Below are 25544 nucleotides of genomic sequence, written 5' to 3'. Positions count from 1 at the left end.
AATTCTTTCTTCAAAAACAACAAAGCAACCGTGACGGTTGCTTTGCTGTTTTTGAGTTGGCGCTAAATCGTTACGCCGTAAAGCTCTTTGAAAACCTTTCTTGTCACGGAATCTAAAAGCTTCACAAATTCGGCTTTTCTTTGATCCGCATCAATCTTTTGATTTCTGAAGTCTTTGAAATCAAAATTTTCTTCTTTCACGATCTTTTCCACAAGGGTCTTCCAAAAGGCAGGAGATTCGCTTTGTTCCCATTTGCCGCGGCCGCGTCCGAAATGTGCAACGGCTAAATAAAGCAATACAGTTTCTACCACGAAGCCTTCCATTGCGGATGGACTCCAGCTGATAAGATTTTCCTTCGTTCCTTTCTTTACGTTGTAAGCAGTAGCTGCTCCGACGCCTCCCAAAGCACCGGCAATGGCACCGCCAATGGTTCCGGCACCTAAAGTTAAACCTCCCGTAGCGATATCTGCAGCTAGTCCGGTCACAGCACCGCCAGCCACAGCACCGAATAACGTTGCGGCTGTCGTATCGATTTTTTCTTCAGTGACCCAGTCAGTACGCATTCTTCTCAGAATTTCTCCCTTAACGCCTTTTCCTTCAAGGCCGTTAATGGAAATCAGCTTCTGTGTTAAGTTGCAAAGCCAATCTGCAGCTCTTGTAGAAAGCGCCACTTGAGCGTCCTGAATTTCGCCATGAAGATCTTTTTTGATGAAACCAAGAGTTCTGCCAATCGCTCTAAGTCTTTCAACCAAGGACTGTGCTGCAAGAATTTCTTTATCGTTGCTGAGTTTGACCAAATATCCGGCCATGGCATCCATAGAGCTGGAGTAAAGAGCCTGTTTTTGCCTTACCCAGGTGGCCTTCAAAGAAGTAAATGCCGCTTGCTGTTCGGGGGCCAGTGCTTTGCCCATTTCATCCCAAAGTTCATATTCTTGAGCCCAGCATCTTGCAAATGCATCCAGAGGAAGAACAGCAACAATGAATTTGTAATTGCTTAAAAAGTCTTTCCATAACTGAACTTCTTTGTTTTCTTCTTCCCGCGGAAGAATCTCTCCCATTTGGTTCAATAGGACGATGACCGGCTTATCAATCCAAGTAAGGATTTCCATTTCGGCCTTGACGTAAGGAACGGAGTCCGGGGATTCGCTGGCATTAACCAAATACAAGATTACGTTGGAAATGTCCTTGATATGTTTCAGCGCTTGTTGATTCAGCCAGAGAGTCCTGTCGGTTAAGCGATCCCAAACTTCACTGGTAAACCACCCGATAGGGTTGCTTCTTCCCGCAAGACGTTTAGCTAGGCGGACACTGTCTCCAAATCCCGGAGTATCCCAAAGAATCATTTCGCTGTCATCGGGGGCACGAAGCAAAACATAGTCTTCAGGTTCAGTTGTGACGTGTGAGCGATCCTCCACCTCTCCGATATCTCTTCCTAGAAGAGTTCTGGCCAGAGTTGTTTTACCGACGTTGGTGTGGCTCACTAAAGATAAATTGATTTTCTGGGGATCTTGTTTCATGTCTAGATCTAATGATGGTTAGATGTTTTATCAAATTCTTCCAAGATTTCTTTAACGTTTAAAGAATCCAAATTAGCAAAGGCATAGGGAACGGCTGTGGTGTCCAAGAATGTAGACCAATTCTTCTTTCTTTCTTCGATTCTTTTAGGCGTTCCGGAGAATCTTTCAATAAAGGCGTCTGAATTGATAAGGACTTTACAGGATGCCTCGTTTTTATTGCATAAATCTCGGATATCTTTGGCGAATTGAATATGTACTTCTTTTTCCGGAGTGGCAGCCATCGGGAAAACAATCCAAAGCTCTTCAGCTTTACCGTTTTCGATTGTTGGAAGAGGAGTATCTTCATGCGCTGTCGGCTCGAAAATAAACTTGTTCCCGGACTGATTAATCGCTAAAGAAAGATCCTCAATATTGTTCTTTTCTTCCGTTGTAAGGTCTTTTCCGAAAGGTAGTACTCTGATTGTCATTGATTGTCCATGCCACTGTCGAATAATGTTTTGATAATAAGGTGTTTGAAGATTAATAGGGAAGTTGTTTTTAATGAAATTTGCTCTCACCTTGTTATAAAGGAATAAGAACAAGCGAGGGATGATAACGATAATTGCCGTTGCGGTAATTAATCGAATCATCCAGTAAGTTGCGGGAACTCCGGCGGGAGTGACATCAAACCGCATATTTTTGACAACTTCAGTATTTAACGTCTGAAAGAGATTGTCGTTGCTTGGAAGGATGTTATAGACCAAATTAAGGAAAGCCAGAACTGCGTCCGGTTTCTCAGCAAGCCAGGTGCTCTCCCATCCGGCAGTATAGGCTGTTCCCCAGCCTCGAATGCCAATCGAAAAGATAAGACCCAACCCAAAACACATTGCCGACAAATGGAAAATACAGGCAACGATTCTGCGTAGGTAGGGAGCTTCAGCCGGTATCCAAATTTTAAAGAATTGAGTAAGAGTAGGACTTTTCTTACTTGCAGTCGTCTGAATCTTGGTGAACAAAGAACTTAAAAGCTCTCTCAAAGGTCCTGCTCCGGAAGGCTTTTCTCTTCTTACGCATCGGAGGATGAAGGAGACAATAAGCCATATATATATCAAGATGTTCCATAAGAACAAGCCGAGAAGAGGAGGAGACAGTAAGTTGATTTTGTTGCCGGTAGTTGCCAGTTCATCGGTGATGACACCAAGCAGAAATGCAAGACAGACAAAAATGAGTCCGATAGTCCATACTCGTAAATCCGCAGGTTCCGGCTGAAGAAGTTCAGGTGCTTTTTGCTTTAGAAGATCAAGAACTTTCGTAGTACGAGTCAGGAGAAAATCTTTTTGAGAACCACTTTCTCCCACTTGCAAGGCTGCTTCTGAGGTGCATGTAGAGCTGTCTTCGGCAGTAAATTTTTTCTGTTCGAGCGCCGATAACTCAAGGACGCGGGTCCAAGTCAACTCTTTAACATCATCAAGGCTTAATTTTTTGTTTTTATCTGTCTTTGATGAAGTGTTATTAGCTTTGCTTTTACTGTTAAACATATCACTGCATTTTCAAAAGATACTGCATTATCCCGCAAGATAAATTGAAAATGCACGGAACCACACAAATTAAGGAATCAAGGTGTGTTTTCTTGTAGAGAAGTAAATCCGTCCTCCATGAGGATAAAATTATTCCAAAAATAAGGATAAAAAATGCAGGAAATATTAATCAATAGTTCGATCCATGAGGCAAGAGTTGCTGTACTGGAAGACGGTACTCTTCAAGAACTGCGGATTGAAAGATTCGCAGAGGCTTCTCTAATTGGAAACATATATTTAGGCATTGTCGGAAAAGTTCTGCCGGGAATGCAGTCGGCTTTTATAGAAATCGGCCTCCCTCGGGCTGGCTTTCTTCATGTCGGAGATATGCGCCAAGCACAGCAAGAAAACGGAACTGCACCCATAGAAAAACTTCTTCATGAAGGACAAGTTGTTTTAGTTCAAGTAGCTAAAGATCCGATTGGGACAAAAGGAGCTAGGCTGACAACTGAAATCAGTTTAGCGGGCCGTCTCCTTGTATATCTGCCTTTTGATTCTCATATCGGAGTTAGTCAAAAAATTGAAGATAGCGCTGAAAGAGAACGCTTAAAAGAAGCTGTTGAACTGATAACCAAAACTGAAGGTCCGCAAAAAGGCGGTTTTATTGTCCGGACGAGCGGTGAGGATGCTCAGCCGGAGGACTTTGTAAATGATATGAAGTTCTTGGTTAAACAGTGGCAGGAAATTGAAAAGAAAACTCACGTCACACCTGCACCGGCACTTCTTTACTACGAGGTTTCCATCGGTCAAAAAGTATTGAGAGACCTTGTAAACGAGAAAACATCTAAGATTCTTGTGGATAATCCTCACGTTTATGAAGAACTCAGATCTTTTGCAGAGAAATTTGTTCCTGACTCACTTGGCTTGCTTTCTCTTTATCAAAGCGAAAGACCTTTGTTTGATCAATACAATCTTGAAGCCGAGATTCAGGATTCTCTGAGCCGGCGCGTGAATTTGAAATCCGGAGGTTACTTGATTCTTGACCAAACCGAAGCGATGACGACGATTGACGTCAATACCGGAGGCTTTGTCGGAAGAAGAGACTTCGCAGATACCATATACAAAACAAATCTTGAAGCGACGCATGCGATTGCCCGTCAGTTGAGACTGAGAAATCTTGGCGGCATTATTATCGTGGACTTCATCGACATGAATAATCCCGAACATCAGGCAGGCGTCCTGTCAGAGCTTAGAAATGCGGTGAAGAACGATAGAAACCGGATCTTCATTAGCGACTTTACAGAGCTTGGTTTGGTCCAGATTACGCGTAAAAGAACTCGAGAGTCTTTGGCCCATTTAATGTGCGAAACCTGTCCCACCTGTGGAGGACGAGGCGAAATCAAAACTGCAAGGACAGTCTGCTATGAGATCTTGCGTGCAGTTTTGCGTGAATATCATCAGTTCAAAGACGCTAAAGAATTCACTATTCTGGCTAACCAGAGCGTTATCGATATGTTTTTAGACGAAGAAAGCGAAGCTCTGGCTTTATTAGGCGACTCAATACAGAAGCCGATAAAACTTCAATTGGAAAGTGAATTCCTTCAAGAACAGTATGACGTTTTAGTTAAATAAATGGTTTCTTATAAAGATTTTGATTTTTTTGTATTTGACTGGGACGGCACTATTCTCGATACCATCAGTTCAATCATCTACAGCTATCAGTATGCCTGCAAAGAAATGGGATTTCCGGTGCCTGACGATGATGTGGTTCGTTCAACGATCGGTTTAAGTACGGAAAAGTGTCTGAGAATTTGCTGTCCGGATTGTCCTCCCGAACGGTTTTCGGAGTATTTCGCTCTTTATACAAGTCACTATTTGCCTCGAGAGGCAAATTTGCAGCTCATAGACGGCATGGAAGCCCTTTTAAGAGATATGCATGCCTCAGGGCTTCGCTTAGGGATTGCTACCGGAAAAAGCAATAAAGGAATGAAGCGCGTTTTAACTAAATACGGTTTGGAGGGGTTGTTTGAAAGTGTTCAAACTGCTGACGATAATTTTTCCAAGCCAAATCCCTCTATGCTTTATTCGATCAGTGACGATTCAGGAGTCGAGTGCTCGAAAATGCTGGTAATCGGAGATTCTTGTTTAGATCTACAAATGGCTCAAAATGCCGGAGCATCTTCGGTTGCAATGACTTACGGCGCAGCTAAAAAAGAAGATCTTCAAACAATGAATCCGCTATCTCTGTGCGGCTCAGCAGAAGAGTTAAGAAAGTTTTTAGGATTGTAAAGAAGGAAGAGAAAATAGCCAAAGAATTTTTAGCAGCTAGAAACTTTGCAGACAAAATTCTTGTAATGAAAGACTCGACTGCTACTGTGGATTTGGCTGCACAGGCACTTGGTTGTGAACCGGCGAGAATTGCTAAAACTTTGAGCTTTGACGTTAGGGATAACACTGTTCTGCTTGTTTGTGCAGGCACTGCAAAAGTAGATAACAAAAAGTTCAAAACGACTTTCTCGACCAAAGCAAAAATGCTTAGAGCTGAAGAGGTGGCTGTTAGGACAGGCTTTCCTGTCGGCGGAGTGTGTCCTTTTACTGAACAAAATGACGGTTTGGAAATATATTTGGATGATTCTTTGAAAGCCTTTGATTACGTTTATCCGGCTTGTGGAACTCCGAATACGGCTATTAAATTAACTATTCAAGAGCTGGAGGATTTAGTTTCTCCAAAGTCTTGGGTGGCGGTAACTAAGTGATTAATTAGGCCTTTTGTTTAGAAGTACTCCGCAGCCGACGGCAATGACAAGACAAGAGAAGATAGAGCAGATGAAGGGCATTGCCAGAGAGGTGTGCTGCACTATGTAGCCGAAAAGCGGGGGTACAAACAGCATTCCTCCGTAATTGAAAAGCGCAATTGTGGAGCTTGCAGTGGCGGGGGAGACTCCAGGTATTTTTCCTCCGGCGCTGAATAGAATGGGCACGATTGGGGAGAGGCCGGCACCTAACAACGCAAAACCAAGCAGAGTAAGAAGAGGAAAAGAAGGAGTAAGTACAACTAAAAGGCCTCCAAGACTGCTAAGAATTCCTCCGGCTGCAGCAATCGTTTTGTCTCCGTAATTATCTCTAAGCCTGTCACAGAATAATCTGCAGCCGGCTGTGGCTAAAGAAAAGAATCCGAAAGTAAGGGCAGCAATGGCCTGGGACACGCCGTCAAGTGACGCCATGTAAAGGCTGCCCCAATCAACAACGACACCTTCGGTTTCTGAGGCAAGAAGACAGAATACTCCGCAAAAGATAATGAATAACGGGACAGATTTAACGGACTTTGTTCGTTCCGTTTTTTCTTCATTGCTTTCTTTATCATCAAAAAGTCTTTTTGAGGCGAGAGGAATGAAACAGGCGTAGGGCACACCCAAAATTAAAAAATTCAAATATGGGTCAGCACCTAAAGAAGTCAGTAGGCCGCTTGCAAAGGAAGCAGCAGCGGCTGCAAGCGCAAAAACCGCATGGAGAAAAGATAATCGGGATTTATTTTCTGCTTTTTCCAGTAAAACTCCTTGTACATTCATTGTGACATCGACGAAGCCAAGAGAAAGACCAAGTGCGGCTACACAAACAAAGAAAACGTAGATGTTAGGAGAAAGACCGCAGAGAATTACGAAGAGAGGACAAAGTAAAGCTGCGATAGTGATTAAGCGTTTGGAGCTGTATTTCGCTGTAAGTTTTGGTGTTAAGGCCATTGCACACAGGCTTGAGCATCCTAGACAAAACAAAATAAGTCCCACAATTGCAGGATCAATACCAAGTCTCTGAGATAAAGCAGGCATCCGAGATGTTAGTAAGCTGAACGAAAGCCCGGGAGCGGCAAAAAAGTATGCGACCGAGAATAATTGAATAGAACTTTTGTTAAGCATGTGATTCCTTCTCAAGAATATTTCGCCTTTGCCTTGAGAAAGAGTCCGATTGAAAAAGGTGCGCAAACCACTCGGAAGCCACCATTATAAGATAGAAGAAAGGAGGTAAGTCAAATAGAAATTTCTTCTATACCGACGAAAAAAATCCCGAAGGGTTAACTTCGGGATCTTTAGCAAATCAAAGATTTAACTTTTGATTATCTGGCCTTTTTTACACCGGCCTGAGCTTCTTTGATCAGAACCGGATCAGGATCGTTCTTCTGTTCTTCAGAGACGCCTTCGCCAGTAGCGATCTTGACATTGGCCCAGTAGCCCCAGTGATAAGCTGCATCAGCTTCACTGACTTTACCGTCGCCGAACATCAAGCGGGCTGTGCCACGGTACGGCTGGAAGATGCCGCCACCAAGGTAAACGTGACCCAAGCCGAACACGATGAATACTAAGAAAGCAACGATGTGAACTGTCTTAGCAACAAACAATGTTGTCTGGGAGAAGTGGATAGCCCATTCACCGCCAGGGAGCAGACCTGTGTTGAGCCACATGATCATGCCGCTGATGGCTGCGAAGATACCGGCGAACAACAAGGTGCCGTCAGCAACGCGCTGCATACTCTTAACTTCTCTCTGAGGTGGCATGTGAACTTTGCCAGGAGCGAACAAGTATGGAAGGAACTTCTTAGCGAAGATGTAGTCGTCTTCATCCCACTTTCCAAAAATGTTCTGGCAGAACAAATGCTTTGCTCCTTTCAAGGAGAAGAAGAAGGCATACAACGGCACGAGGATGAATGGAATAGCAGCCAAGCGGTGCAGCCATCTCATCGCAATTGTGAACTCTGGACCGGCCCAAGCGTTTGCAGCAGGGACGAAAACAAAGATTCCGCTGAAAATTAACAGAATACAACAGACGGCAGCTGTTCCGTGGGTGAAACGAGCCAGAAAAGAATGTCTCTTGATATATTTTTCAACCATGATTTACCTCTTATTTTGACTCTTGATCAGCTTGATCTTTTTTCATTTTGTCGAGTTCGTCAACAACAAGCTTGTCGCCTTCTGTACGTTGACGTGCTGTCCATGTCTTGCGTGCTTCTTCAACAGACAGTTTCTTGCGTCTGTAGCCGATAGCAGCAATCAAGGAGACTGCTAAGCCGCCAGCTGTTGCAATGGCAGCAAGTCCGGCAGCCGGTTTGGAGAGCTGAGACATGGAGACCATTGGAGAGAGCTTCGGATCTGCCGGAAGATCGGCAGCTTCGCGACCAAACTTGCAGACTTGGAGAATGTGCAGACCGCCCATTTCTTTTTCGCCGTAAAGTTCAGCTTTGTCATAGCCTCTGGACTTCATGAATTCAACACGTTCCTTACCAAGCTTGATCATCTCATCACGAGGACCAAAGTGGAGGGCGCCCGGTTGGCAAGTGGAAACACAAGCTGGTTTCATACCGTTTTCAAGACGATCCCAGCACATTGTGCACTTGTCAATCTTGGCTGTGTCATCGCCAACGCCGTAGTAACGTGGAACATCGAACGGGCAAGCCATCTGGCAGTACTGGCAGCCGATGCAGATATCTTTGTTAACGGAAACTACACCGTTAGGCTGAATCTTAAGAGCACCGGTCGGGCAGACCATGGCGCAGCCAGCTTCTGTGCAGTGGAAGCAGGAGCGTCTTCCGAAAGCCCATTCCACCGGTCTGACCTTGCTTTCAGTTCTCTTTTCTTTGAAAGTCATGATCAAACGGTTGCTTCCATTCAAGTCCATAGGAGCTTGGTAGCTTCCTGTGAACTTGTTTTCATTCAAACCGAGTGGTGAGAACAAAACGTTCCATTGCTTACAAGCAATCTGACATCCTTTACATGCTGTGCACTTGGAGGAGTCATAAAGCATTGCTACTTCTTGATTAATATATTTAGTAGTCATTTATTTTACCTCCTTAGGCTTTTTCAACATTAACGAGGAATGCCTTATATTCAGGAATATAAGAGTTTGGATCGCCTACGTTTGGTGTCAAATCATTCATTGTGTCACCGGTTGAGAAGGCAGATGCCCAGCTCCAGTGGTGAACAAGTCCGATTGTGTGAACTGGTTTATTGTTAACAGTCATAGGTCTGAGACGTACTGTTACCATTGCCCAGGCTACGATAGAACCGCGTTTGTTAAAGACTCTGATTCTGTCGCCGTTTCTAATGCCTTTTTCTTTAGCCAATTCTTCGGAGATTTCAACGAATGGCTGAGGTTGTACCTCAACAAGCCAAGGAATATTTCTTGTTTGTGTACCGCTCTGCCAGTGTTCTGTAATGGAGTAGCTTGTTGCAACAATCGGGAACTCTTCAGCGTTACCGCGTTGAACATTCTTCCACTGTGTGAACTGAACCATTGGGCTGTCATTTCTTCCGTTAAGAAGGTTCTTGACAGGAGATTCATACGGTTCATAGTGCTCTGGCATCGGACCATCCTTCATCGGGTAAGCAAACAATCTGGAGTGCTGTTCCCAAGTCATAAAGAAGGCGTTGTCATTTGGCGGGACTTGAACAACTTTACCGTTTTCGACCTTAGAAGTTACGAAGTCGCCGACGTCGTTGTTAACCCATTTTTCTCCGTTCCAAGAAACAAGCATCTTGTTTGGATTCCATGGTTTGCCCTGTGGGTCAGCAGAAGCTCTGTTGTAGAGAACTCTTCTGTTTGCCGGCCATGAGAAGGACCATTCGGAGTAGAGGCCTAAGCCGGATGGGTCATTTAAGGAACGGCGTGCACATGGCTGTTCCATCGGATCCCACTTAGCAACTTCATTGTTGTAGAAGCCGCCGAAAATCCAGTCGCCGCAGGCTGTTGAACCGTCGGCTGTCAATTGATGATAGCCGTCAAGGAGTTTGCCAGTCTTGGTGTTGTAGCCATTGAGGGCGTGAGAAACGCTCTTAACGTCGAGATGGCCCATTGGGTCTCTGTAGTTCCAGTTGACCTTAAGAATCTGTTCTGGGTTTGCACCGCCTTCGTTAGCATAGATCTGACGAATTCTAAGGAACAAACGAGAAAGAATTTCGAAGTCGCTCTTAGCCTGACCCTGCGGTTCAATGGCTTTCTGTCTCCATTGCATCCAGCGGCCGGAGTTATTAATGGAACCTTCTTTTTCATAAATCAAAGCTGCCGGCAACATGTAGACGGTAGTATTGATCTTTGACGGATCCATGTCCGGAGCTTTCCAGAAGGAAGCCGTTTCTGTTTCGAACCAGTCTGCAACAACGAGCCAATCAAGCTTAGCCATTGCATGTCTTGTGAACTTGGCGTTAGAAGCTGAGTGAGCCGGGTTCATACCCCAGACCAAATATCCCTTAACCTGTCCTTCGTTCATATACTGGAAGGAAGGAATTGTACTGTCGTTGTGCTTCAAGGAGCGCTTCGGCAGGAGGTCATAGCAGTAATCGTTTTCAGCTGTAGCGTTTTCACCGAACCATTCTTTCAGCAGAGAAACCATGAATTTTGGTTTGTTCATGTAGTAACCAGCTGCATATGTTTCAGCAGACAAGTAGGCATTTAATGTCGGATGCTTCTGAGAGATTGGCCATGCCAAGTATCCCGGTGTGAAGTCCATTGTGGCGCCGATGTCGGTTGAACCCTGAACGTTTGGTTCGCCGCGCAATGCGTTGATGCCGCCGCCGGCAACGCCAACGTTACCAAGAAGAAGCTGGACAACGCACATGATACGGCAGTTCTGAGAACCATAGGAGTGCTGAGTTTGACCAAGGGCGTAGAGAATGTTGCCGCTCTTTTCCGGTGCGCCGGAAGCTGTGTATGTCTTGTAAATGAGTTCAAGCAATTCCGGATCGATGCCTGTAACTTCATAAACTTTTTCAAGTGTGTAGCGGGAGTAATGCTTAGCCATCAAGTTAAGTACGCAGTGCGGATCCTGTAAGGTCGGATCTTTCTTAGGTACTTTCAATGCAGGAGCATTAAATTTTGGAACGCCTGGGTTGTTAATCCATGCGCCGTTGGCACCCGGTTCAGAATCCCATGGAATGACTTCTTCTGTTTGGTACATCCATGTTCTGTTGTCGTATGCGTGTTCTTTATCTTCCCAACCAGTAAATAAGCCGTCGTCAACGTCAAAGTTGAAGTCCTTATTGATAAGGTATGTGGCGTTGGTATAGGCCTTGACATACTCTTTCTGATAAAGGTTGTTAGAGAGGATGTAGTTGATCATACCGCCGAAGAAGGCAATATCTGTACCCGGACGGATATGAGCAAAAATATCGGCTTGAGACGCAGTTCTGTTGAATCTTGGGTCAACAACAATCCATTTAGCGCCTTTATCTACTGCCTTATGAACCCAGCGGGAAGACAATGGATGGTTTTCTACGTTGTTTGCACCGATGGAAAGAATAACGTCTGAGTTTTGGAAGTCGCACCAGTGGCTGGTCATAGAACCACGGCCAAAGGAAGGAGCTAAGCCGGAAACTGTAGAGGAGTGGCAAACACGAGTTTGGTTATCGATCTGAACGACACCCAAAGAACGTGCAAACTTCTGAACCAAGTAACCTTCTTCGTTATTGAGCTGAGCAGCGCCGAAGCTGGCAATACCTTCGCAGCGGTTTACAGTAACGCCGTTTTCAACAGTTGTATAGGATTCGTCACGTGTCTTTTTGATTGCACGGGCGATTTCGTCAATAATCTGGCTCCAAGAGATCGGTTCCCATTCCTTAGAACCCGGTCTTCTAACCAAAGGCTGTGTCAGACGATAAGGGTGATCAATAAGTTTCTGTTTCGGAGAAACAATGTCTCTCAGACCTGTTAAGGCAGAACCCTTCGGGCAAAGGCCGCCTAAGTTGCAGGGGTTATCGGGGTCGCCTTCGATGTTTACTAATTTTCCATCTCGGACAGAACAAATTGTGCCGCATCCGCCGGAGCAGTAGCAGCAAATATTCAAGAACTCTTGTGTATCGTGCAGCTTCCAAGGTTTAACTTGCCCTGGTACAAATCTGCCGGCAGCTTTTGCGCTGAAGGCAGCAGAAGCAAGACTAAATGCTGCAGACGATTTCAGAAAATGTCTTCGTGTAGTTTGCATAATGCCTAGAATTCCTTTTCCGAGGTGCTTCCAAAAAAGGGGGTGGAATTTGCCTCAGACGATAGTAGTGTTGGGGGATCCAACTATTCCAAGAAACTATAAAAGTGAATATTCAAACAGACAATCATCCACTCGGCTTAATGGGCAATTATTAAGAGTTATAAAAATATATACCTCATTAGATAGAGAATTCGTCTAGATTGATTGAAAGCCAGGGAGTTTATGAAAAGAGGAGGGTATTGTTGATCATTCAAGTACGGATGATATTCCTATCTAAACGGATGAATTTTGAAATCTAAAATTACAATTGATAATACAAATTAAAATATTTTTCCCTCTCCTTTCGCCAGAAGTGTTGCTTTTGTATTAAGGAAAACACTTAGTAGATTATTGATGAAAACCCTTAATTATTTATCGAATTGAATAACTCCTTTTGGTGAATAAGTAAGAGATCTACGCTTTATCTTTCTTATTATTCACTCATTAATGTGAAATTTTTCACGGTTTTTGGAGATAAAGATGTCACTTGTTAAATGGGACATTTCAGTGCCTGAAGAGTTGAACGATGCCGCTATGAAATATCTTGCAGAAAGCGGACAAGGAGTTGAAGGACTTTCAAATTTGGTCGCAACGGCAGTAGGTAAATTTGTTCAGGATCCCAGAGCTCTGGATAAAGAAAGTGATGTGACGGAAGGGGAGCTTAATGACTTAATTGCTGCTTCTTTGGCTAAGTTCAAAGAAAAATACAGCGGAATAACTGAAGGAGAGATCCGCGATATGATTAATCAGGCGGTCCAAAAGACAAAAGAAAAGTATTCTGGAATCACCTTTGGTCAATTCAATGATATGGTCAATGAAGGGGTGAAAACTCTTAAAGATAAGCTAACCAAGTAAGAAATTCCTTCCCACAAAGGCTCTAAAGGAGCCTTTTTTAGAGTTGTTCGACTTTAATCCCTGATTTTTTTAAGAATTCGATTCCGTCTGAGCTCCGGTAAGTAGTGTGGTAGTACACTTCTTTTATCCCGCACTTTTGAATAAGAAGAGAGCAGTGGAGGCAAGGGCTATGAGTTATAAAAATTTTTGCCCCCTCGGACGAATAGCCATTCTGAGCCAGTTTGGCAATAGCGTTTAGTTCAGCGTGCTGGACTTCCGGCTTAGTGACAAGTTTTCCGTCGACTTCATCCTCACAGCAATTATCGTAACCGGTGGGCATTCCATTCCAGCCGAAAGAAATAATGGAATGATTTTTTACTATCACGCAACCTACTTTGAGACGCTTCGCATAACTTCTTTTTGAAGTTAGAAGCGCAATCTCCATGTACATGGCGTTATCTTTTTTGATATCCATTTCTTCTCTCTGAAAAGAAAAACAAAACGCATTTTAGCAATTTGGGCCGAAAGCCTCAAAAATACGGTTCAAAATGGATTATGTGTAGGTTCCGGAAATAGTCAGTGTGCTAACCTTATGAAAATATTTCTTACAGGTCTAGCTATGAAAGTATTACTTGCCTTAATCTGTTTTATCGGAATGCTTCTTCATTCATTATTTGGATACTTTCTTTATGTGAAAGGAGAAAATATTTTTTATCCCGAACAAAAACAAATTCAAATTCTAAATAAAACAGCTACAGCTTTGCTTCAAAAGGTTCCGGATACTATTGAAGTTCCTGCATCTAATAATACAGTAAATACAGAAAATAAAGTTGAAGTACCAAAAGTAGAAATGCTTCAAAAATCGGCTTCAATTGAGGTAAAAAATGAACCCTCATTACAAATAACTGATACTTACCAAGCTCCTGAACCAGCTATGAAGCATCCTGAATTTATTACCGGATGGGCAGGTTTCTTACAGGTAGAAAATGCAGTAATGACTTTCATCTTATTCTTGTTGGGTTTCTCTATCTGTTGTATTAACGGAAGGGGAACTGCTTCTCGATGGGTCTTTGGTTTTAATCTGGTTTTCTGGAGTACATTGTCAGGAGCCATATGGTTCTTCCATCCAACTAATACTCCGTTAAATATCCTGAGACTGACATTTAATTTCCCTGAATGGTATTTTGTTTTAGCAGCTTCTGGGCTTGCAGCCTTATTGAGCTTCATTCTTTATATCAATGCTTTCAGAGCTCCTATTGACAAAAAGAAAAAACTCAGCAACGAAGTAGGGGATAAGGAACCTGTGTTGAAAAAAGAAGTTGTCAAGAACGAAAAAAATAGTGTTGATTCCAAGCTCGACAACTCTTCTAAAACAGCTCCGGAAGTAAAGAATTCTGAGGAACTAAAACAGAAAAAGGGCTTTGGTTTTGGTTTCGAAAGATTTACTAAAAAAACAGAAAAAGAAGTAAAGCCGGACGTAAAAAAAGATATCATGGCAGAAATTAAACCTAAGGAAAAAACTGAAAATAACTCTCAAATAAAATCAGAATTTAACTCAGTAAAAGAAGAGATAAAAGAAAAAAAGGATAATTTAAAAACAGGTTTTGATTCCTTTGAAAAACCTTTAGAAAAACCAGTTGATAATTTAAAAGGGAATAACGAAAAAGAAGTAAAACAAAATGTTAAATTAGATAATAAGACTATTAAGGAAGATAAGAAACCGGAAGATAGTGTTATTATTTTGGGAAACGCTTCTACGAAGAATGAAACAATCAAACCGGCTGAAGCTGAGAAGATTTCAGAACCGATTATTCCTAAAAACGAATTGAATAAATAAATTTAACTTTTTAGAAGGCCTGTTTTTACAGGCCTTTGCTTTAAGGACAAGAAATGTGCCACTTAAATAAAAACGAGAATCCTGTAGATCTTGAAAAAATCGCTGCAATGAATAGAGCAGTTGTTGGTGAAAAAGCTCCTGAATTTACCTTATCAACGGATACAGGAAGTGAACTTAGTCTTGCTGATCTTTTAGGAAAAAAAGTAATTTTGTATTTTTATCCAAAAGATAATACTTCCGGCTGCACTTTTGAAGCTCTAAGTTTCAAAGAGAACCTTAAAAAATTTACTGCCTCTGGGTATGTGGTTTTAGGAGTATCAAGAGACTCTGTTGCCAGTCATGCAAAATTTAAATTGAATAAAGAATTACCTTTCACTTTGCTCTCTGATCCGACAGAATTCGTTTGTAAAGAATATGGCGTTCTGAAGTTGAAGAACATGTATGGTAAGAAATATCTTGGTATCGAGAGATCTACCTTTGTAATAAATGAGCTCGGAATTCTTACCCATGAATATAGAAAGGTGAATTCAAAAACTCATGTAGATCAGCTAATTAAAGATCTTGGTGTCTGAAAATTAAGTTAGAAGAGGATGCCGCTTGTAAAAATGCGGGCGAGAGTTTTAATTGTGTCAAGAATTTCATCAAGATAGTAAGAAAAGAAATTCATGTCATCTTGCAGACTGACAAAGAAGTCCGTTAGGTCAAGGTCACTAGATATTTCATATAGAAAAGTCTGGAGCCAATTGTTAAATGAAGAAAGTAAATCCATTGTCTTTTAAAAAATTGCTTCATCTTCTAGGATACCAAGAAAGCGGAATCTTATAACAATTTTTTTACTCAACTTAAGAAAAGACCTCGCAAAAGCGAGGTCCTATTTACTTATTTTGAATTAGCTAGCTAACTGAGAGTCGCTATCCATTTTTTCTGTACCGAGTGTACCTTCGAGTTTGGAAACTACTAAGGCAGTAAGGTTATCACCGAGGACGTTTACAGAAGTTCTGATCATATCGAGAACTCTATCAACACCAGCGATCAAGGCAACGGCTTCAAGAGGAATACCAACTTCTGTGAAAACTAGAGTTGTCATGATCAAACCGGCTCCCGGAACACCTGCTGTACCAACAGCTGCAAGAACACCCATGAGTACAATTTCAAACTGTTGAGTCATTGTAAGATCGATGCCGAAAACCTGAGCAGCGAATACTGCGGTTACGCCCATGTAAATGGAAGTACCGTTCATGTTGATGGTGTTTCCAAGAGGAATTACGAAAGAGGCAATTGCTTTCGAAGAACCTAATTGTCTTGTACTTTCAAGGTTGATAGCCAAAGCAGCAGCGGAAGAGCAGGTGGTAAAAGCGATTAACCATGGTTCGAAAACTCCTTTCAAGAATTTTGAAATGCTCATGCCGATCAACTTGACCAAAGGCAAGTAGGTAATAACGACAAAAATTACAGTAGCGATAAATGCGCAAAGGATTAATTTTCCGAGAGGCAGCAAAACTGCCAATCCGTGTTTAGTAACTGTGTAAGAGATAAGGCCGAATACACCGATAGGAGCATAAAGCATTACATAGTTGGTCATTCGGATCATGACATCACCGACTTTTTGGAAAAAGTCTGTCAACATCTTAGCTGGTTCGCCCATAACGGAAATACAGAAACCAAAAAAGATGGAGAAGAAAATTACCTGAAGCATATTGCCTTTACCAAAGGCATCTATTGGATTGATTGGAACAATTTCCATCAAGACTTTAGAAAGTGGAGGTGGGGTTGCAGATTTTGCCTTGAGTCCTTCAACGGAAATTGAAAGGCCAAGTCCCGGATCCATAAAGTTTGCAACAATCAAACCAATGGTAACAGCTACTGCTGTTGTAATAGCAAAGATTAAAATTGTTTTTACAGCAATTGATCCGATCTTACTTGCATCCCCAAGTCCTGCAGCGCCGGCGATCAAAGTGGCAATAACAAGAGGAACTACTACCATTCGAATCAATCGAATGAAAAGCTGACCGAGGGGTTGAAGCCAAGTTGTTGCAAATTCTGTAGAGACCATGGTACCCACGATGACACCGAGTACCAGACCGTACATCATTTGCATTGGCAAACCTAGCCAAAATGATTTTTTAGCCATAATTTTCTCCAATAGGGTTTATCAGGAATAATTGTAATTTTCTTTACAACTAGTAACTATGATAAATCTATTTCAGTGTGATTACCTATTTTTGGTGAGAGAAATGCAAAAGGGGCCTTATTAATTTGAATTAAGTACAAAGTCAGTTGTATAAAAACTACTATTAGATAATAAAATTTCGCTTCATGAAAAAATCTTCTCTATTTGGAAAATAAAGTGATTTTTGAATAAGCCTTTTAATAATAAAAATAAGAGACAAAAGTGCTTAGAAAGCCATGAAATTTAGAATAAATATTTTCATAAACCAATTGGCTATCAGAAGATGTTTTAATTTTTATAAGAAATTAGACAAAAAATAAAGCGAAAGTTTTTGAAGGGTTTTATAAGGATTGAATTAACGCATGCAAATCCCATATTTTTATTGGTGAGAAATCAACTGTCAGGATATGGACAGAACAGAAAAAATTAAACGCTATATTGAAAGAATTTCAGAAGACTGACAAAGACAAGAAAGTTCATCAGTTTTTATGGAGGTTATAAAAAATTTAACTGGTGAGCTAACCAGCCCGATAGAAAGCAAAAATTTTTAATATTTTGAGAATTTTTAAAAAAAGATAAAAGATATTTTTTCACATATTTAAAGTTTATTTTTTAAATTTTTTAGATTTCATAAAGAGCAGAAAAAGATAAAAATTGAACCATTTTTGGGCCTAAACTCAACTCAACATAATAATAGTTATGTTGAGTTAATAGTAATTTTGAGGGAATTTTCTTCTTAGTAGCCTCATAGTTGTTTCTTTTAATTTTCTTCTCATAAATTTATAAGCTGTTCTGAATTATTTTTATTTCTCTTATAAGTCCTTTCTCTTTATTTATGAGGATTGTTTTAACAATATTTATTTTATGTTTCTTCTCTGTTATTTATTATTTAATCGTTAATAAAGATTATTTTTAATAGTCAGATTATTCTTAAATTTTATTTAAAAATTTTGTTGAAATATTAAGCACTGACTATATATGATGTAATGGAGATTATTAGTTATGGATTAGGTGAGCTTATATTTAAGCCGTTTTAGTTGTTCTAGTCATTTTGAATAATTTTTAAAAAGATTTTAATTAAATCTAACTATCCATAAATGTTTTGTTATTTACTCTAATTGATATCATGGTAATGAATCAAGTTAAAGTTTCATTAGGTATTTACTATTGGTTGAGTTGTTTTTGTTCTATCGAAAATAAAGTATTTCAAAAACAACAAGTTATGATATTAATCTAAAGGAAAGGTGTAGAATTGTGGATATAATTAATAATTCTTTAAAAAACATTAAGATATATAATTCTAATAGAATTGGTCTATGAAAATTACTGGTCTGTCCCCTATCCTTTTCCTCTTTGTTTATTAAAATATTTATCCTAAAATAAGTATTTTATAGAAGAAAATAAAACTTATAAATAACATTAATATTAAGAACAAATAGATATTAAATAGAAAACTTTATTTTTATAATATTTCAAATTTTAAAAGCTAAAATTATTACTTGTTTGTTTTATATATTGGTAAATTACTTATTGTTATTTTTTTAAATTTATATATTCACTATATATTGGTGTATCGTAATCACTTATCAGATTGAATCTTACTTATAAAGGTAATTTTCTATAATTAATAAAACTCAATTCCTAAAACAAAGATGTTTGGACTCGGTACTATTATTAATATTTTTGCCATTGTTTGTGGCGGCGTACTTGGTACGTTTTTCGGGAAGCATTTGTCAAAAGAAAATCAAAATGCACTGATTTCTGCATGCGGGCTTTGTACTCTTTTCATAGGAATCGCCGGATGCCTTGAACAAATGCTTAAGGTTGAAGGAGCTCACCTTTCCTCTTCCGGAGTCATGGTGATCATTCTTAGTTATGCTATTGGAACGTTAATTGGAACGATTTGCAAACTTGAAGAAAAAATCGAGAAATTCGGAGAGTTTCTAAAAGCTAAAGCCAACAGACAAAACGATAATAATTTCATAACCGCTTTTGTCGTTTCTTCTTTGACGGTTTGTATTGGTGCAATGGCAGTTGTCGGCGCAATTCAAGACGGAATCAATCAAGATATGTCTATCTTACTGGCTAAATCGGTATTAGATTTCGTCATTATTTTAATTTTAACTGCGTCTCTCGGCATTGGCTGTGCCTTCTCAGCAATTCCCGTAGGAATTTTTCAAGGCTCTATTACCCTTCTTGCAGTTTTTATTGAACCAGTATTGACTTCCAGGGCGCTTGATTATCTATCAATGACCGGATCTATTTTGATTTTTTGCGTTGGAGTGAATCTAATTTTTGGTAAAAAGTTCGAAGTGGCGAATATGCTTCCCGTTCTCCTAGTAGCTGTTCTTTTTGCCTATCTTCCTTGGTTTAATTAGATTGTCTTTCTCGGCTGGTTTTTTGGGCCAAGCTAGGATAATCATGTTTGCGACAATAGCCGTTCCTCCGATAAGTTCATAAGTATTAAAAGACGAATTCAAGAAAATAACGGATAAGAGAACTGCTGAGAACGGCTCAAAGGAGCCAAGGATTGCTGAAATGGATGGGAGAACAAATTCCGTACTTTTAAGATAACACCAGAAAGCCGCTACTGTCCCGAAAAGAACGATCTGGGCATAAGCAAGAATGGCTGGAATTGTCCACTGTGCATTGTCATTGAACGGAGAGGTAAAACACATAGCAATTAAGCCTCCGATTAGCATTCCCCAGCCGACAACAAAAGAAACTCCTGCTCTTTCAATGACTTGTTTTGGTTGAACTGTACAAAAAGCACCGAACGCAGCAGATGCCAAGCCCCAAAGCGCACCTGCCCAGGACAAGTCGAAAATTTTAAAATTCCCTTTTGAAACAAGAAGAAAGACACCTACCAATGCTAATGCTAAGCAGATAATTTCTTTGAGGCTCGGTTTTCTTCCTTTTGTTAGAACGAAATAAAAAATAATGAATAGTGGACCAAAGCCAACCATGATGGCAGCAGTTCCGGCATTACTTACGGAAATCGCTTTAAAGAAAGTCCATTGAATCAAGAGGACCCCAATCCCGTATACAACTACATCTCTTAAGTTTCTAAAATCTTTAAAAGGAGCAAAAATATTACTTTTGGTGGAAATTGCATAAAGCAATAAAAGGCAAACACCGGAACCGAAAAGTCTAAGTGTGGTTAAGTCGGACGAAACAAAACCACAAGAATTGAATAAGTATTGAGCGCAAACGGCCATAGAGCCCCAGCACCAGCCGGCAAAAGAAGCCAGAAGAACGCCTTTTAAAGAATTAGACATAATTGTTTTTATTAATCTTGTATTAGTCTGAAAAAACAAATAATTACTGGAATTGGATGATTATTGATTTAATTCCTTCCGCCAACCGAACGGAAGATAAATTCCGGGAAGATTTTCAGAAGGGATCTGAAGTCTTTTATACCAGTAAATCCAGTGGTCTCGCCCGGGACGTGTATACCAATCTCGAATCATTTCTATGATATCTTGCACAATTCTTTCGTTTTTATTTTCTTTTCGGCAAGCAATAGAAATTGGCCATGGAGGACGGTGCCAGCCGGTCAAAATCGGAAAAACTTCTTCTGACTCAAGCTCTTCATCAACGAAGCTTGCTCCGATGTCGATAGCAATGCCCTCTCCTTGGATCAGCATTCTTTTACAGACAGAGGCATCCCCAAGAAATACCTGAGAGTAAGAACTTAAGTCAATGCTGTGCTGGCCGTTTTCTAGAATTGGATAATAAGAGCCGTTGGACATCTGTCTCATGAGAATGGTGTGCTTTTTCAGCTCTTCAATGTCTTTGGGGATACCAAATCTTTTCTTATATTTTTTTGACGCCATTGGAAAGGTAAATTGATATCCGCTCGGAACCCAGAACAGTTCTTCATGCTTTGGCCGGTACCCAAACCAAGCAATGTCGGCGGTTCCATTAAGTAAACCTGTCTCCCCGCAATCTGATGTAAATTGGAGCTGAAGGTTCGGATACTTTGTCCTGCAAATATGAGTCAAGGAATTAATGAACTTGGTACCGTCTGAATTAACCGGAAAACTGACGGTTAAAGAGTATTCCAAATTCTTTCTAACGGCGGTCCCCTTAATAAATTCAGGACTGCTGATAAATTTCCAATTGCACAGAAGTCGCTGAACATAGGGCATGAGCTTCTTTACTTCCCATGTTAAGAGAGCTGGTTTTTTCGAGCGATCTAGGATGGTATAGCCAAGTTCCTCTTCTAACTGATTTATTAGTTTTGAGGCTCTCGACAAAGGAATGTCTAAAGATTTTGAGGCATCAGTTAAGTTACCGGTTTTATTGATTTCCGATAACAGTTGCCAAACTTTTAAGTTCTCTTTTACATTCACTTCTGCCCCCAACGTTTAGCGCAATTATAAAAAAACGGACCCCGAAGGATCCGTTTAGCAATTAACTCAAAGAGTTCTAGACTTCAAAAGTACCTTTGACGATAACCTTAGAGTCTTTCATGACTTGTCTGCCTTTCATGAACAGATGAACCGGTTGGTGTTCAGCGTTCATAACAAGCAAGTCTGCATCTTTACCTGCTTCCAAAGTACCTTTGTTTTCTAAGCAAAGGGCTGTAGCAATTGTTCTTGTGAGAGGCAAGAGGGCCTTTTCAAGACCAATCTTCTTAGCTAACTTCTGGAGGATAAGCAAGTTGTCAGATACCTTGCAAACTGCCAAGCCAACCATTTCACCCTTTTCATCAAATCTTGGCATGGAGCCATGACCGTCAGAAGAGAAAGTGATTCGATCGATTGGAGCGCCGTTTTCGAGAGCCATTACAAAGGCGTCAGAGGCATCACCCATGTAATTTCCGCCGCTGGTTGTGATATCAATGTATCCGCCGGCTTTGGTAAATTCAATAGCTTGTTCGAAAACAACCTTATGGCGACCTACGTGTGTCGGACGAATATGCTTGATAGGCATTCCCATCTTTACGCATTCCATAAATGCAGGGAATGCGATTGGCAGATCACCTAAATGTACATGCAAGTAAGAATCGTGACCGCAAATCATGCCGCCTACTCGGCAATCAGAAAGAACACGAAGCACTTCTTGAGTTGTTGGGAATGAGCAACGATGGTCTCCCATTGCAATCTTCACACCCAAGCATTCCGGAATTGTCAGAAGATCCTTACGAACATCACCGGTAACGGTTGTCGGAGGATAGCGATAGTTTGAGGTCCACATCCAGCCAGAAGCACCTTCCTTAGTTAAAGCTCTTACTTTTGCCATAAGGGCTTCGATAGGACGAGTTTCGCTGTCGGTACCAGAAACACCGACAAAGGATGTAATACCTGCTTCAACTAATTCAGAAAAATTGAGTTCAGGGGCGCGAGTGACTGTACCGCCTTCCCCGCCGCCTCCGGTGACGTGGATGTGCTGGTCAATCAAACCTGGGGTAACAATCGCACCTTCTAAATCAACTTCTTCAAGTCCCGGTACTTTAGCGTCAATGTGATCATCGATAGCGATAATCTTTTGTCCTACTACCAGGATGTCTTTACGACCTAAGTGTTCTGGTGCGTAAACTTCTGCGTTTCTAAACAAATATCCGGTTGGCATTCAAGACTCCTAATTATGAACCGAGAACGAAAATGTTCATGATCCAAAGAGAGCAAATGGCGATGATCGGAGGAACAGCCATGATCTTGAGCATGTCAGCACCCTTGATGCCGATAACACCAAGGCAGCGGCCCATGTACTGAACCTGAGAACCCATCAAATAGATAGCTGGGATGCAGATTGCGAGTTCCTGACCGTTGATAGCGCCCTTGTCGAACAAAGCTACAGCTACGCCAACGCCACCGCCCATGGACATCCATCCGCCGAGCAAAATGGTTGCGGCTTCACCGGGAAGACCGAAGATACCCATGATTGGTCCGAGGCCTGTACCGATTAAAGCGAGGAGACCGGACACGTCCAAGATACGAATGATAACGAAAGCCATCAAAACGTTCGGAATTGTGGAGTGTGTGGCAATGTTCCAGCCTTGAATAGCACCGTTAACGAAAACGTCGGTGACCATTGGTTTAGAGTTTGGACTACTAGACATTATCTCTCTCCTTCTTATTTCTTAGAACGTAATTGGATTAAACGCATGAGGTTGGCACCACATACCTTACCAACGAGAAGAACGCCTAAGCAAACGCCCAAGCTTACTGGTACTGCAGGTTTGCCATCAGCGGCTACTAATGTGAAAAGAACTGCACCGGATGAGAAGAAGTTTGTAATACAAGCATCAGCAGTCATCTGGAAAGCAGCAAAGTTATTGATTTCTCTATCTGTAAGAACGTTGTCGTCCTTTAACTGACGTGTCAAAGCAGCGCCGCCGTCAGTAGATTGAAGAGAAGCAATAAGAGCCAAGCCGGCGGCTCCCGGAACACCAATCAACGGTCTGAGGATCGGAGTAAGTAATTGACGGCAAGCCTTCAAAGCACCAAAGTGATCGAAAATGGTGATCATGGCCAGGGCGAACATAACTGTTGGGACCAATGTTAAAGCGAACATAAAGCCGTCAATAGCACCGGAACCGCCTTTACCACGGAAGTTAGCCATGGCAGTGTGAATACCGTCAGCGTTCTGAGAAACACCGGATACCAACTTACCAAAGCCGCCGTTCAATGTAGTGAAGTCGAAGATACCCCACCAGTGAGTAGATGCGCAAACACCTGAGAAGAAGACAATAGCGATTGCAAGAGAGATGTAATTACCGATGGTAACCTTCTCACTTCTCCAGCCGTCCATTTCAGGTTTTGGAGTATTAGCAGTTGAAGCCATATCAATTCCTGTTAAAAGTAGAGATGAAAAATAGAAGGACTTATTTATATGTGTAATGGAAGAGCCGCAGAATGCGATCTATAAGCCCCCCTTACCGATAGCAAAAAATGCTAACAAGTGAATTATGTAAGTTTTAATTCTTATTATCTATTCAGGTTTTATCTAATAGCATGAGAATTAAAAATTTAAATGTTGAAAGATATATATATCATTCAAAATAAAAAATACTCATATAAAATAAATAGATAGAAAACATTTTGTTTTTTTTAGAGTATTTTATATCTCCATAGTATTAAGCAAATACCCTATGAAAAATTATGAAACTTTCTATTTGAAGAAGTCTTGATAAGGGTTGTTTCTTGAGATTTTTCAGATAGTAAAAGTAGTTTTTATCGCACAAAAAGAAGAAATCTGAGTACTTTTTCTTCCTTTGTCATGAAAGAAATTATTTGATTACTTCTTAATATTTAGAAAGCAATGTATAGAACGGAAACCAGAGTGGTGATTTGCCAGATTGGAAGCTCTGCACTATTATCTTTGTTCTCACTAATCCTGATTATTAAATAGGAGACTAAAAAATGGGCAGACCTTCTGCAGATTATTTCAAAGTCGAAGTTCCTGAAGAACAAAAAAACAGAGCGCTTAAGCCGGGTGACGTTTCTTTAAGAACAATTGAAAGAGTTAACGGAGTATTCCAAGTTACATTCGCCTGGTGTGATATGGTTGGAGTCGTTCATGAAAAAGCTTTCAACCGCGGCGACATCTTCACTAACTTTGATTCTGTACTGAAGACATTCACAGAAACCGGTCTTCCGTTTAACTTGAATGCTAAGAAAGAATTTCACGAAAAGCTTTGCCAATTAGCTACTTTCCTAGTAAAGACAGAAGCTCCCGCTGCTCAGGAAAAGAAATCTGAAGCTCCTGCAGCTGAACAAAAATAATTTCTGCTCAGATTAACGGAATTTCCTTCAAAAAGGCCAATCACTTTTCATCGTGCTTGGCCTTTTCTGCTGTTCTTCCCGATTATAATTTTCGAATGCATGAAGTTTTGTCAAAAAGTTACCGGCAGAAAGTATTACACACCGCAAGGTTAGTTATTCTCTCCTTGCTCTTTTTGTTTCAAGCCGGTTGTTCTATTTTTAATTCTTCCACTATTTCCGGTTATGCACCGGTAGAGTACGACGGCACTCCCGGTTCGAATGTTCTCGAGACAGCCATGTCGCAAATCGGGAAAAAATATTCTTACGGCAAAGCTTCTCCATCTCAAGGATTTGACTGTTCTGGCCTTATTTACTGGGCTTATCAGTCTCACGGTATCGCTGTCCCAAGACGAACTCAAGATCAATCAAAAGCGGGAATAAAAATAAAAAGAGCCGACGCGAAATTGGGAGATATAGTTGTATTTAAAATCGGAAGACGCCTCCATACCGGTCTCGTCGCTGATAAAGGCCGCTTTTTGCATGCGCCCTCTTCCGGCTCTCATGTTCGTTTGGAGTCAATGAACGGAGTCTACTGGAAACCTCGGGTGGTTGGTTTCCGCCGCATCATTTATCAGACCGACCCGTAAAACACCGTCCTTTAGGACGGTGATATAAGGGTCGAATATAATAATTTTTTCAGTCAGGTGTATTCTGTTGTTCAATGTACTGTTTGATAATAGAAATAGGTGCACCCCCACAACTTGCAGCAAAATAAGAAAGAGCCCAGAGAGCATCCCCCATAACAGGCTACGAATGGAGGGATATTTCTTTTTTCGAATAAGACGGCTCGATACTCCTTTCAGAGAATTGACTGAACGAGATATAGAGACTTTAGGTGGGTAAGTAATTAACAAATGAACATGATATTTTTCGCCATCAAACTCTACTAAGTCAGCTTCAAAATCATTACAAACT

At 41.0% G+C, this 25544-nt stretch carries 23 protein-coding genes and 1 pseudogene; 9 read left to right on the top strand and 15 right to left on the bottom strand.

Features of this window, described 5'->3' with window-relative positions:
- Positions 1-62: 62 nt before the first annotated feature.
- Together ACYQ4O_RS02990 and ACYQ4O_RS02985 are read right to left on the bottom strand one after the other, a co-directional pair.
- Positions 63-1517 (bottom strand): DUF3482 domain-containing protein, encoded by a 1455-nt coding sequence (locus ACYQ4O_RS02990; protein ID WP_460174704.1) that lies wholly within the window; start codon positions 1515-1517, stop codon positions 63-65.
- Positions 1518-1525: 8 nt separating this feature from the next.
- Complete coding sequence (locus ACYQ4O_RS02985; protein WP_460174703.1) at positions 1526-3034, bottom strand: DUF2868 domain-containing protein; 1509 nt, start codon at positions 3032-3034, stop codon at positions 1526-1528.
- Positions 3035-3187: 153 nt separating this feature from the next.
- Between ACYQ4O_RS02985 and ACYQ4O_RS02980 the strand changes: the two genes are divergently transcribed.
- From ACYQ4O_RS02980 to ACYQ4O_RS02970, 3 genes are all read left to right on the top strand, one after another.
- A complete protein-coding gene (locus tag ACYQ4O_RS02980) occupies positions 3188-4645 on the top strand; it encodes an Rne/Rng family ribonuclease (protein ID WP_460174702.1) in 1458 nt (485 codons plus the stop codon).
- Positions 4646-5302 (top strand): HAD family hydrolase, encoded by a 657-nt coding sequence (locus ACYQ4O_RS02975; protein ID WP_460174701.1) that lies wholly within the window; start codon positions 4646-4648, stop codon positions 5300-5302. It begins immediately after the preceding gene.
- A 65-nt stretch (positions 5303-5367) separates the two neighbouring features.
- The gene (locus tag ACYQ4O_RS02970; RefSeq protein WP_460174700.1) at positions 5368-5769 is read left to right on the top strand and encodes a YbaK/EbsC family protein; all 402 of its coding nucleotides are present in this window, start codon (positions 5368-5370) and stop codon (positions 5767-5769) included.
- Here the strand turns inward: ACYQ4O_RS02970 and ACYQ4O_RS02965 are convergent, their stop codons facing one another.
- The 4 genes from ACYQ4O_RS02965 to ACYQ4O_RS02950 all read right to left on the bottom strand — a co-directional run bounded on the left by ACYQ4O_RS02965 (position 5770) and on the right by ACYQ4O_RS02950 (position 11977).
- On the bottom strand, positions 5770-6927 hold the full coding sequence (locus ACYQ4O_RS02965) for an MFS transporter (protein WP_460174699.1): 1158 nt from the start codon (positions 6925-6927) through the stop codon (positions 5770-5772).
- Positions 6928-7124: 197 nt separating this feature from the next.
- Entirely contained in the window at positions 7125-7895 is a 771-nt protein-coding gene (locus ACYQ4O_RS02960) for a cytochrome b/b6 domain-containing protein (protein ID WP_460174698.1), read from the bottom strand.
- 10 nt (positions 7896-7905) lie between these two features.
- A complete protein-coding gene (locus tag ACYQ4O_RS02955; RefSeq protein WP_308513942.1) occupies positions 7906-8838 on the bottom strand; it encodes a 4Fe-4S dicluster domain-containing protein in 933 nt (310 codons plus the stop codon).
- Between the two features lie 13 nt (positions 8839-8851).
- Entirely contained in the window at positions 8852-11977 is a 3126-nt protein-coding gene (locus tag ACYQ4O_RS02950) for a molybdopterin-dependent oxidoreductase (protein WP_308513943.1), read from the bottom strand.
- Between the two features lie 519 nt (positions 11978-12496).
- Here ACYQ4O_RS02950 and ACYQ4O_RS02945 point away from each other — a divergent pair.
- Entirely contained in the window at positions 12497-12871 is a 375-nt protein-coding gene (locus ACYQ4O_RS02945; protein ID WP_460174697.1) for a ribbon-helix-helix domain-containing protein, read from the top strand.
- A gap of 37 nt (positions 12872-12908) precedes the next feature.
- Here the strand turns inward: ACYQ4O_RS02945 and ACYQ4O_RS02940 are convergent, their stop codons facing one another.
- Positions 12909-13325 carry a deoxycytidylate deaminase gene (locus tag ACYQ4O_RS02940; RefSeq protein WP_277041476.1) on the bottom strand — a complete coding sequence of 139 codons (417 nt, stop codon included), beginning with the start codon at positions 13323-13325 and terminating at the stop codon, positions 12909-12911.
- A gap of 144 nt (positions 13326-13469) precedes the next feature.
- Between ACYQ4O_RS02940 and ACYQ4O_RS02935 the strand changes: the two genes are divergently transcribed.
- Both ACYQ4O_RS02935 and ACYQ4O_RS02930 read left to right on the top strand, forming a co-directional pair.
- A complete protein-coding gene (locus tag ACYQ4O_RS02935) occupies positions 13470-14687 on the top strand; it encodes a hypothetical protein (RefSeq protein ID WP_460174696.1) in 1218 nt (405 codons plus the stop codon).
- Positions 14688-14794: 107 nt separating this feature from the next.
- Positions 14795-15259, top strand: coding sequence for a peroxiredoxin (locus ACYQ4O_RS02930; RefSeq protein WP_460174785.1), 465 nt, complete (start codon positions 14795-14797; stop codon positions 15257-15259).
- An 8-nt stretch (positions 15260-15267) separates the two neighbouring features.
- Here ACYQ4O_RS02930 and ACYQ4O_RS02925 read toward each other — a convergent pair whose 3' ends face one another.
- Entirely contained in the window at positions 15268-15456 is a 189-nt protein-coding gene (locus ACYQ4O_RS02925; protein WP_460174695.1) for a hypothetical protein, read from the bottom strand.
- 120 nt (positions 15457-15576) lie between these two features.
- Positions 15577-16818: a dicarboxylate/amino acid:cation symporter gene (locus ACYQ4O_RS02920; protein ID WP_460174694.1), complete on the bottom strand. Its 1242-nt coding sequence runs from the start codon at positions 16816-16818 to the stop codon at positions 15577-15579.
- Positions 16819-18509: 1691 nt separating this feature from the next.
- Between ACYQ4O_RS02920 and ACYQ4O_RS02915 the strand changes: the two genes are divergently transcribed.
- Positions 18510-19235 carry a DUF554 domain-containing protein gene (locus tag ACYQ4O_RS02915; RefSeq protein WP_460174693.1) on the top strand — a complete coding sequence of 242 codons (726 nt, stop codon included), beginning with the start codon at positions 18510-18512 and terminating at the stop codon, positions 19233-19235.
- Here the strand turns inward: ACYQ4O_RS02915 and ACYQ4O_RS02910 are convergent.
- The 5 genes from ACYQ4O_RS02910 to ACYQ4O_RS02890 all read right to left on the bottom strand — a co-directional run bounded on the left by ACYQ4O_RS02910 (position 19194) and on the right by ACYQ4O_RS02890 (position 23649).
- Positions 19194-20135, bottom strand: coding sequence for a DMT family transporter (locus ACYQ4O_RS02910; RefSeq protein ID WP_460174692.1), 942 nt, complete (start codon positions 20133-20135; stop codon positions 19194-19196). The two genes, ACYQ4O_RS02915 and ACYQ4O_RS02910, sit on opposite strands and share 42 nt — an antisense overlap.
- Positions 20136-20195: 60 nt before the next feature.
- Positions 20196-21212, bottom strand: coding sequence for a LysR substrate-binding domain-containing protein (locus tag ACYQ4O_RS02905; RefSeq protein WP_460174691.1), 1017 nt, complete (start codon positions 21210-21212; stop codon positions 20196-20198).
- Between the two features lie 76 nt (positions 21213-21288).
- The gene (gene iadA / locus ACYQ4O_RS02900) at positions 21289-22434 is read right to left on the bottom strand and encodes a beta-aspartyl-peptidase (protein ID WP_277037055.1); all 1146 of its coding nucleotides are present in this window, start codon (positions 22432-22434) and stop codon (positions 21289-21291) included.
- Between the two features lie 13 nt (positions 22435-22447).
- Complete coding sequence (locus ACYQ4O_RS02895) at positions 22448-22924, bottom strand: YjiG family protein (protein ID WP_308513949.1); 477 nt, start codon at positions 22922-22924, stop codon at positions 22448-22450.
- Between the two features lie 14 nt (positions 22925-22938).
- Positions 22939-23649 (bottom strand): nucleoside recognition domain-containing protein, encoded by a 711-nt coding sequence (locus ACYQ4O_RS02890; protein WP_308513950.1) that lies wholly within the window; start codon positions 23647-23649, stop codon positions 22939-22941.
- A gap of 578 nt (positions 23650-24227) precedes the next feature.
- Between ACYQ4O_RS02890 and ACYQ4O_RS02885 the strand changes: the two genes are divergently transcribed.
- Complete coding sequence (locus ACYQ4O_RS02885; protein WP_308513951.1) at positions 24228-24590, top strand: hypothetical protein; 363 nt, start codon at positions 24228-24230, stop codon at positions 24588-24590.
- Positions 24591-24754: 164 nt separating this feature from the next.
- A complete protein-coding gene (locus ACYQ4O_RS02880) occupies positions 24755-25216 on the top strand; it encodes a C40 family peptidase (RefSeq protein ID WP_460174690.1) in 462 nt (153 codons plus the stop codon).
- 49 nt (positions 25217-25265) lie between these two features.
- On the opposite strand, the pseudogene tnpA reads toward ACYQ4O_RS02880, so the two are convergent.
- Positions 25266-25544, bottom strand: a pseudogene (gene tnpA / locus ACYQ4O_RS02875) (IS200/IS605 family transposase); the annotation flags it as partial.

Source organism: Turicimonas sp. TL08 (assembly GCF_054660695.1).
The sequence above is the reverse complement of the archived record's forward strand: the minus strand, read 5'-3'. Positions and strand labels throughout refer to the sequence as shown.

Excerpts from the sequence above, each read along its gene's own strand:
- ACYQ4O_RS02895 (WP_308513949.1), bottom strand. The coding sequence starts at position 22,924 with ATGTCTAGTAGTCCAAACTCTAAACCAATGGTCACCGACGTTTTCGTT.
- ACYQ4O_RS02935 (WP_460174696.1), top strand. The coding sequence starts at position 13,470 with ATGAAAGTATTACTTGCCTTAATCTGTTTTATCGGAATGCTTCTTCAT.
- ACYQ4O_RS02920 (WP_460174694.1), bottom strand. The coding sequence starts at position 16,818 with ATGGCTAAAAAATCATTTTGGCTAGGTTTGCCAATGCAAATGATGTAC.
- ACYQ4O_RS02970 (WP_460174700.1), top strand. The coding sequence starts at position 5,368 with ATGAAAGACTCGACTGCTACTGTGGATTTGGCTGCACAGGCACTTGGT.
- ACYQ4O_RS02955 (WP_308513942.1), bottom strand. The coding sequence starts at position 8,838 with ATGACTACTAAATATATTAATCAAGAAGTAGCAATGCTTTATGACTCC.
- ACYQ4O_RS02945 (WP_460174697.1), top strand. The coding sequence starts at position 12,497 with ATGTCACTTGTTAAATGGGACATTTCAGTGCCTGAAGAGTTGAACGAT.
- ACYQ4O_RS02890 (WP_308513950.1), bottom strand. The coding sequence starts at position 23,649 with ATGGCTTCAACTGCTAATACTCCAAAACCTGAAATGGACGGCTGGAGA.
- ACYQ4O_RS02910 (WP_460174692.1), bottom strand. The coding sequence starts at position 20,135 with ATGTCTAATTCTTTAAAAGGCGTTCTTCTGGCTTCTTTTGCCGGCTGG.
- ACYQ4O_RS02985 (WP_460174703.1), bottom strand. The coding sequence starts at position 3,034 with ATGTTTAACAGTAAAAGCAAAGCTAATAACACTTCATCAAAGACAGAT.
- ACYQ4O_RS02930 (WP_460174785.1), top strand. The coding sequence starts at position 14,795 with ATGAATAGAGCAGTTGTTGGTGAAAAAGCTCCTGAATTTACCTTATCA.
- ACYQ4O_RS02965 (WP_460174699.1), bottom strand. The coding sequence starts at position 6,927 with ATGCTTAACAAAAGTTCTATTCAATTATTCTCGGTCGCATACTTTTTT.
- ACYQ4O_RS02990 (WP_460174704.1), bottom strand. The coding sequence starts at position 1,517 with ATGAAACAAGATCCCCAGAAAATCAATTTATCTTTAGTGAGCCACACC.
- ACYQ4O_RS02975 (WP_460174701.1), top strand. The coding sequence starts at position 4,646 with ATGGTTTCTTATAAAGATTTTGATTTTTTTGTATTTGACTGGGACGGC.
- ACYQ4O_RS02950 (WP_308513943.1), bottom strand. The coding sequence starts at position 11,977 with ATGCAAACTACACGAAGACATTTTCTGAAATCGTCTGCAGCATTTAGT.
- ACYQ4O_RS02925 (WP_460174695.1), bottom strand. The coding sequence starts at position 15,456 with ATGGATTTACTTTCTTCATTTAACAATTGGCTCCAGACTTTTCTATAT.
- ACYQ4O_RS02960 (WP_460174698.1), bottom strand. The coding sequence starts at position 7,895 with ATGGTTGAAAAATATATCAAGAGACATTCTTTTCTGGCTCGTTTCACC.
- ACYQ4O_RS02915 (WP_460174693.1), top strand. The coding sequence starts at position 18,510 with ATGTTTGGACTCGGTACTATTATTAATATTTTTGCCATTGTTTGTGGC.
- ACYQ4O_RS02980 (WP_460174702.1), top strand. The coding sequence starts at position 3,188 with ATGCAGGAAATATTAATCAATAGTTCGATCCATGAGGCAAGAGTTGCT.
- ACYQ4O_RS02940 (WP_277041476.1), bottom strand. The coding sequence starts at position 13,325 with ATGGATATCAAAAAAGATAACGCCATGTACATGGAGATTGCGCTTCTA.
- ACYQ4O_RS02885 (WP_308513951.1), top strand. The coding sequence starts at position 24,228 with ATGGGCAGACCTTCTGCAGATTATTTCAAAGTCGAAGTTCCTGAAGAA.
- iadA (WP_277037055.1), bottom strand. The coding sequence starts at position 22,434 with ATGCCAACCGGATATTTGTTTAGAAACGCAGAAGTTTACGCACCAGAA.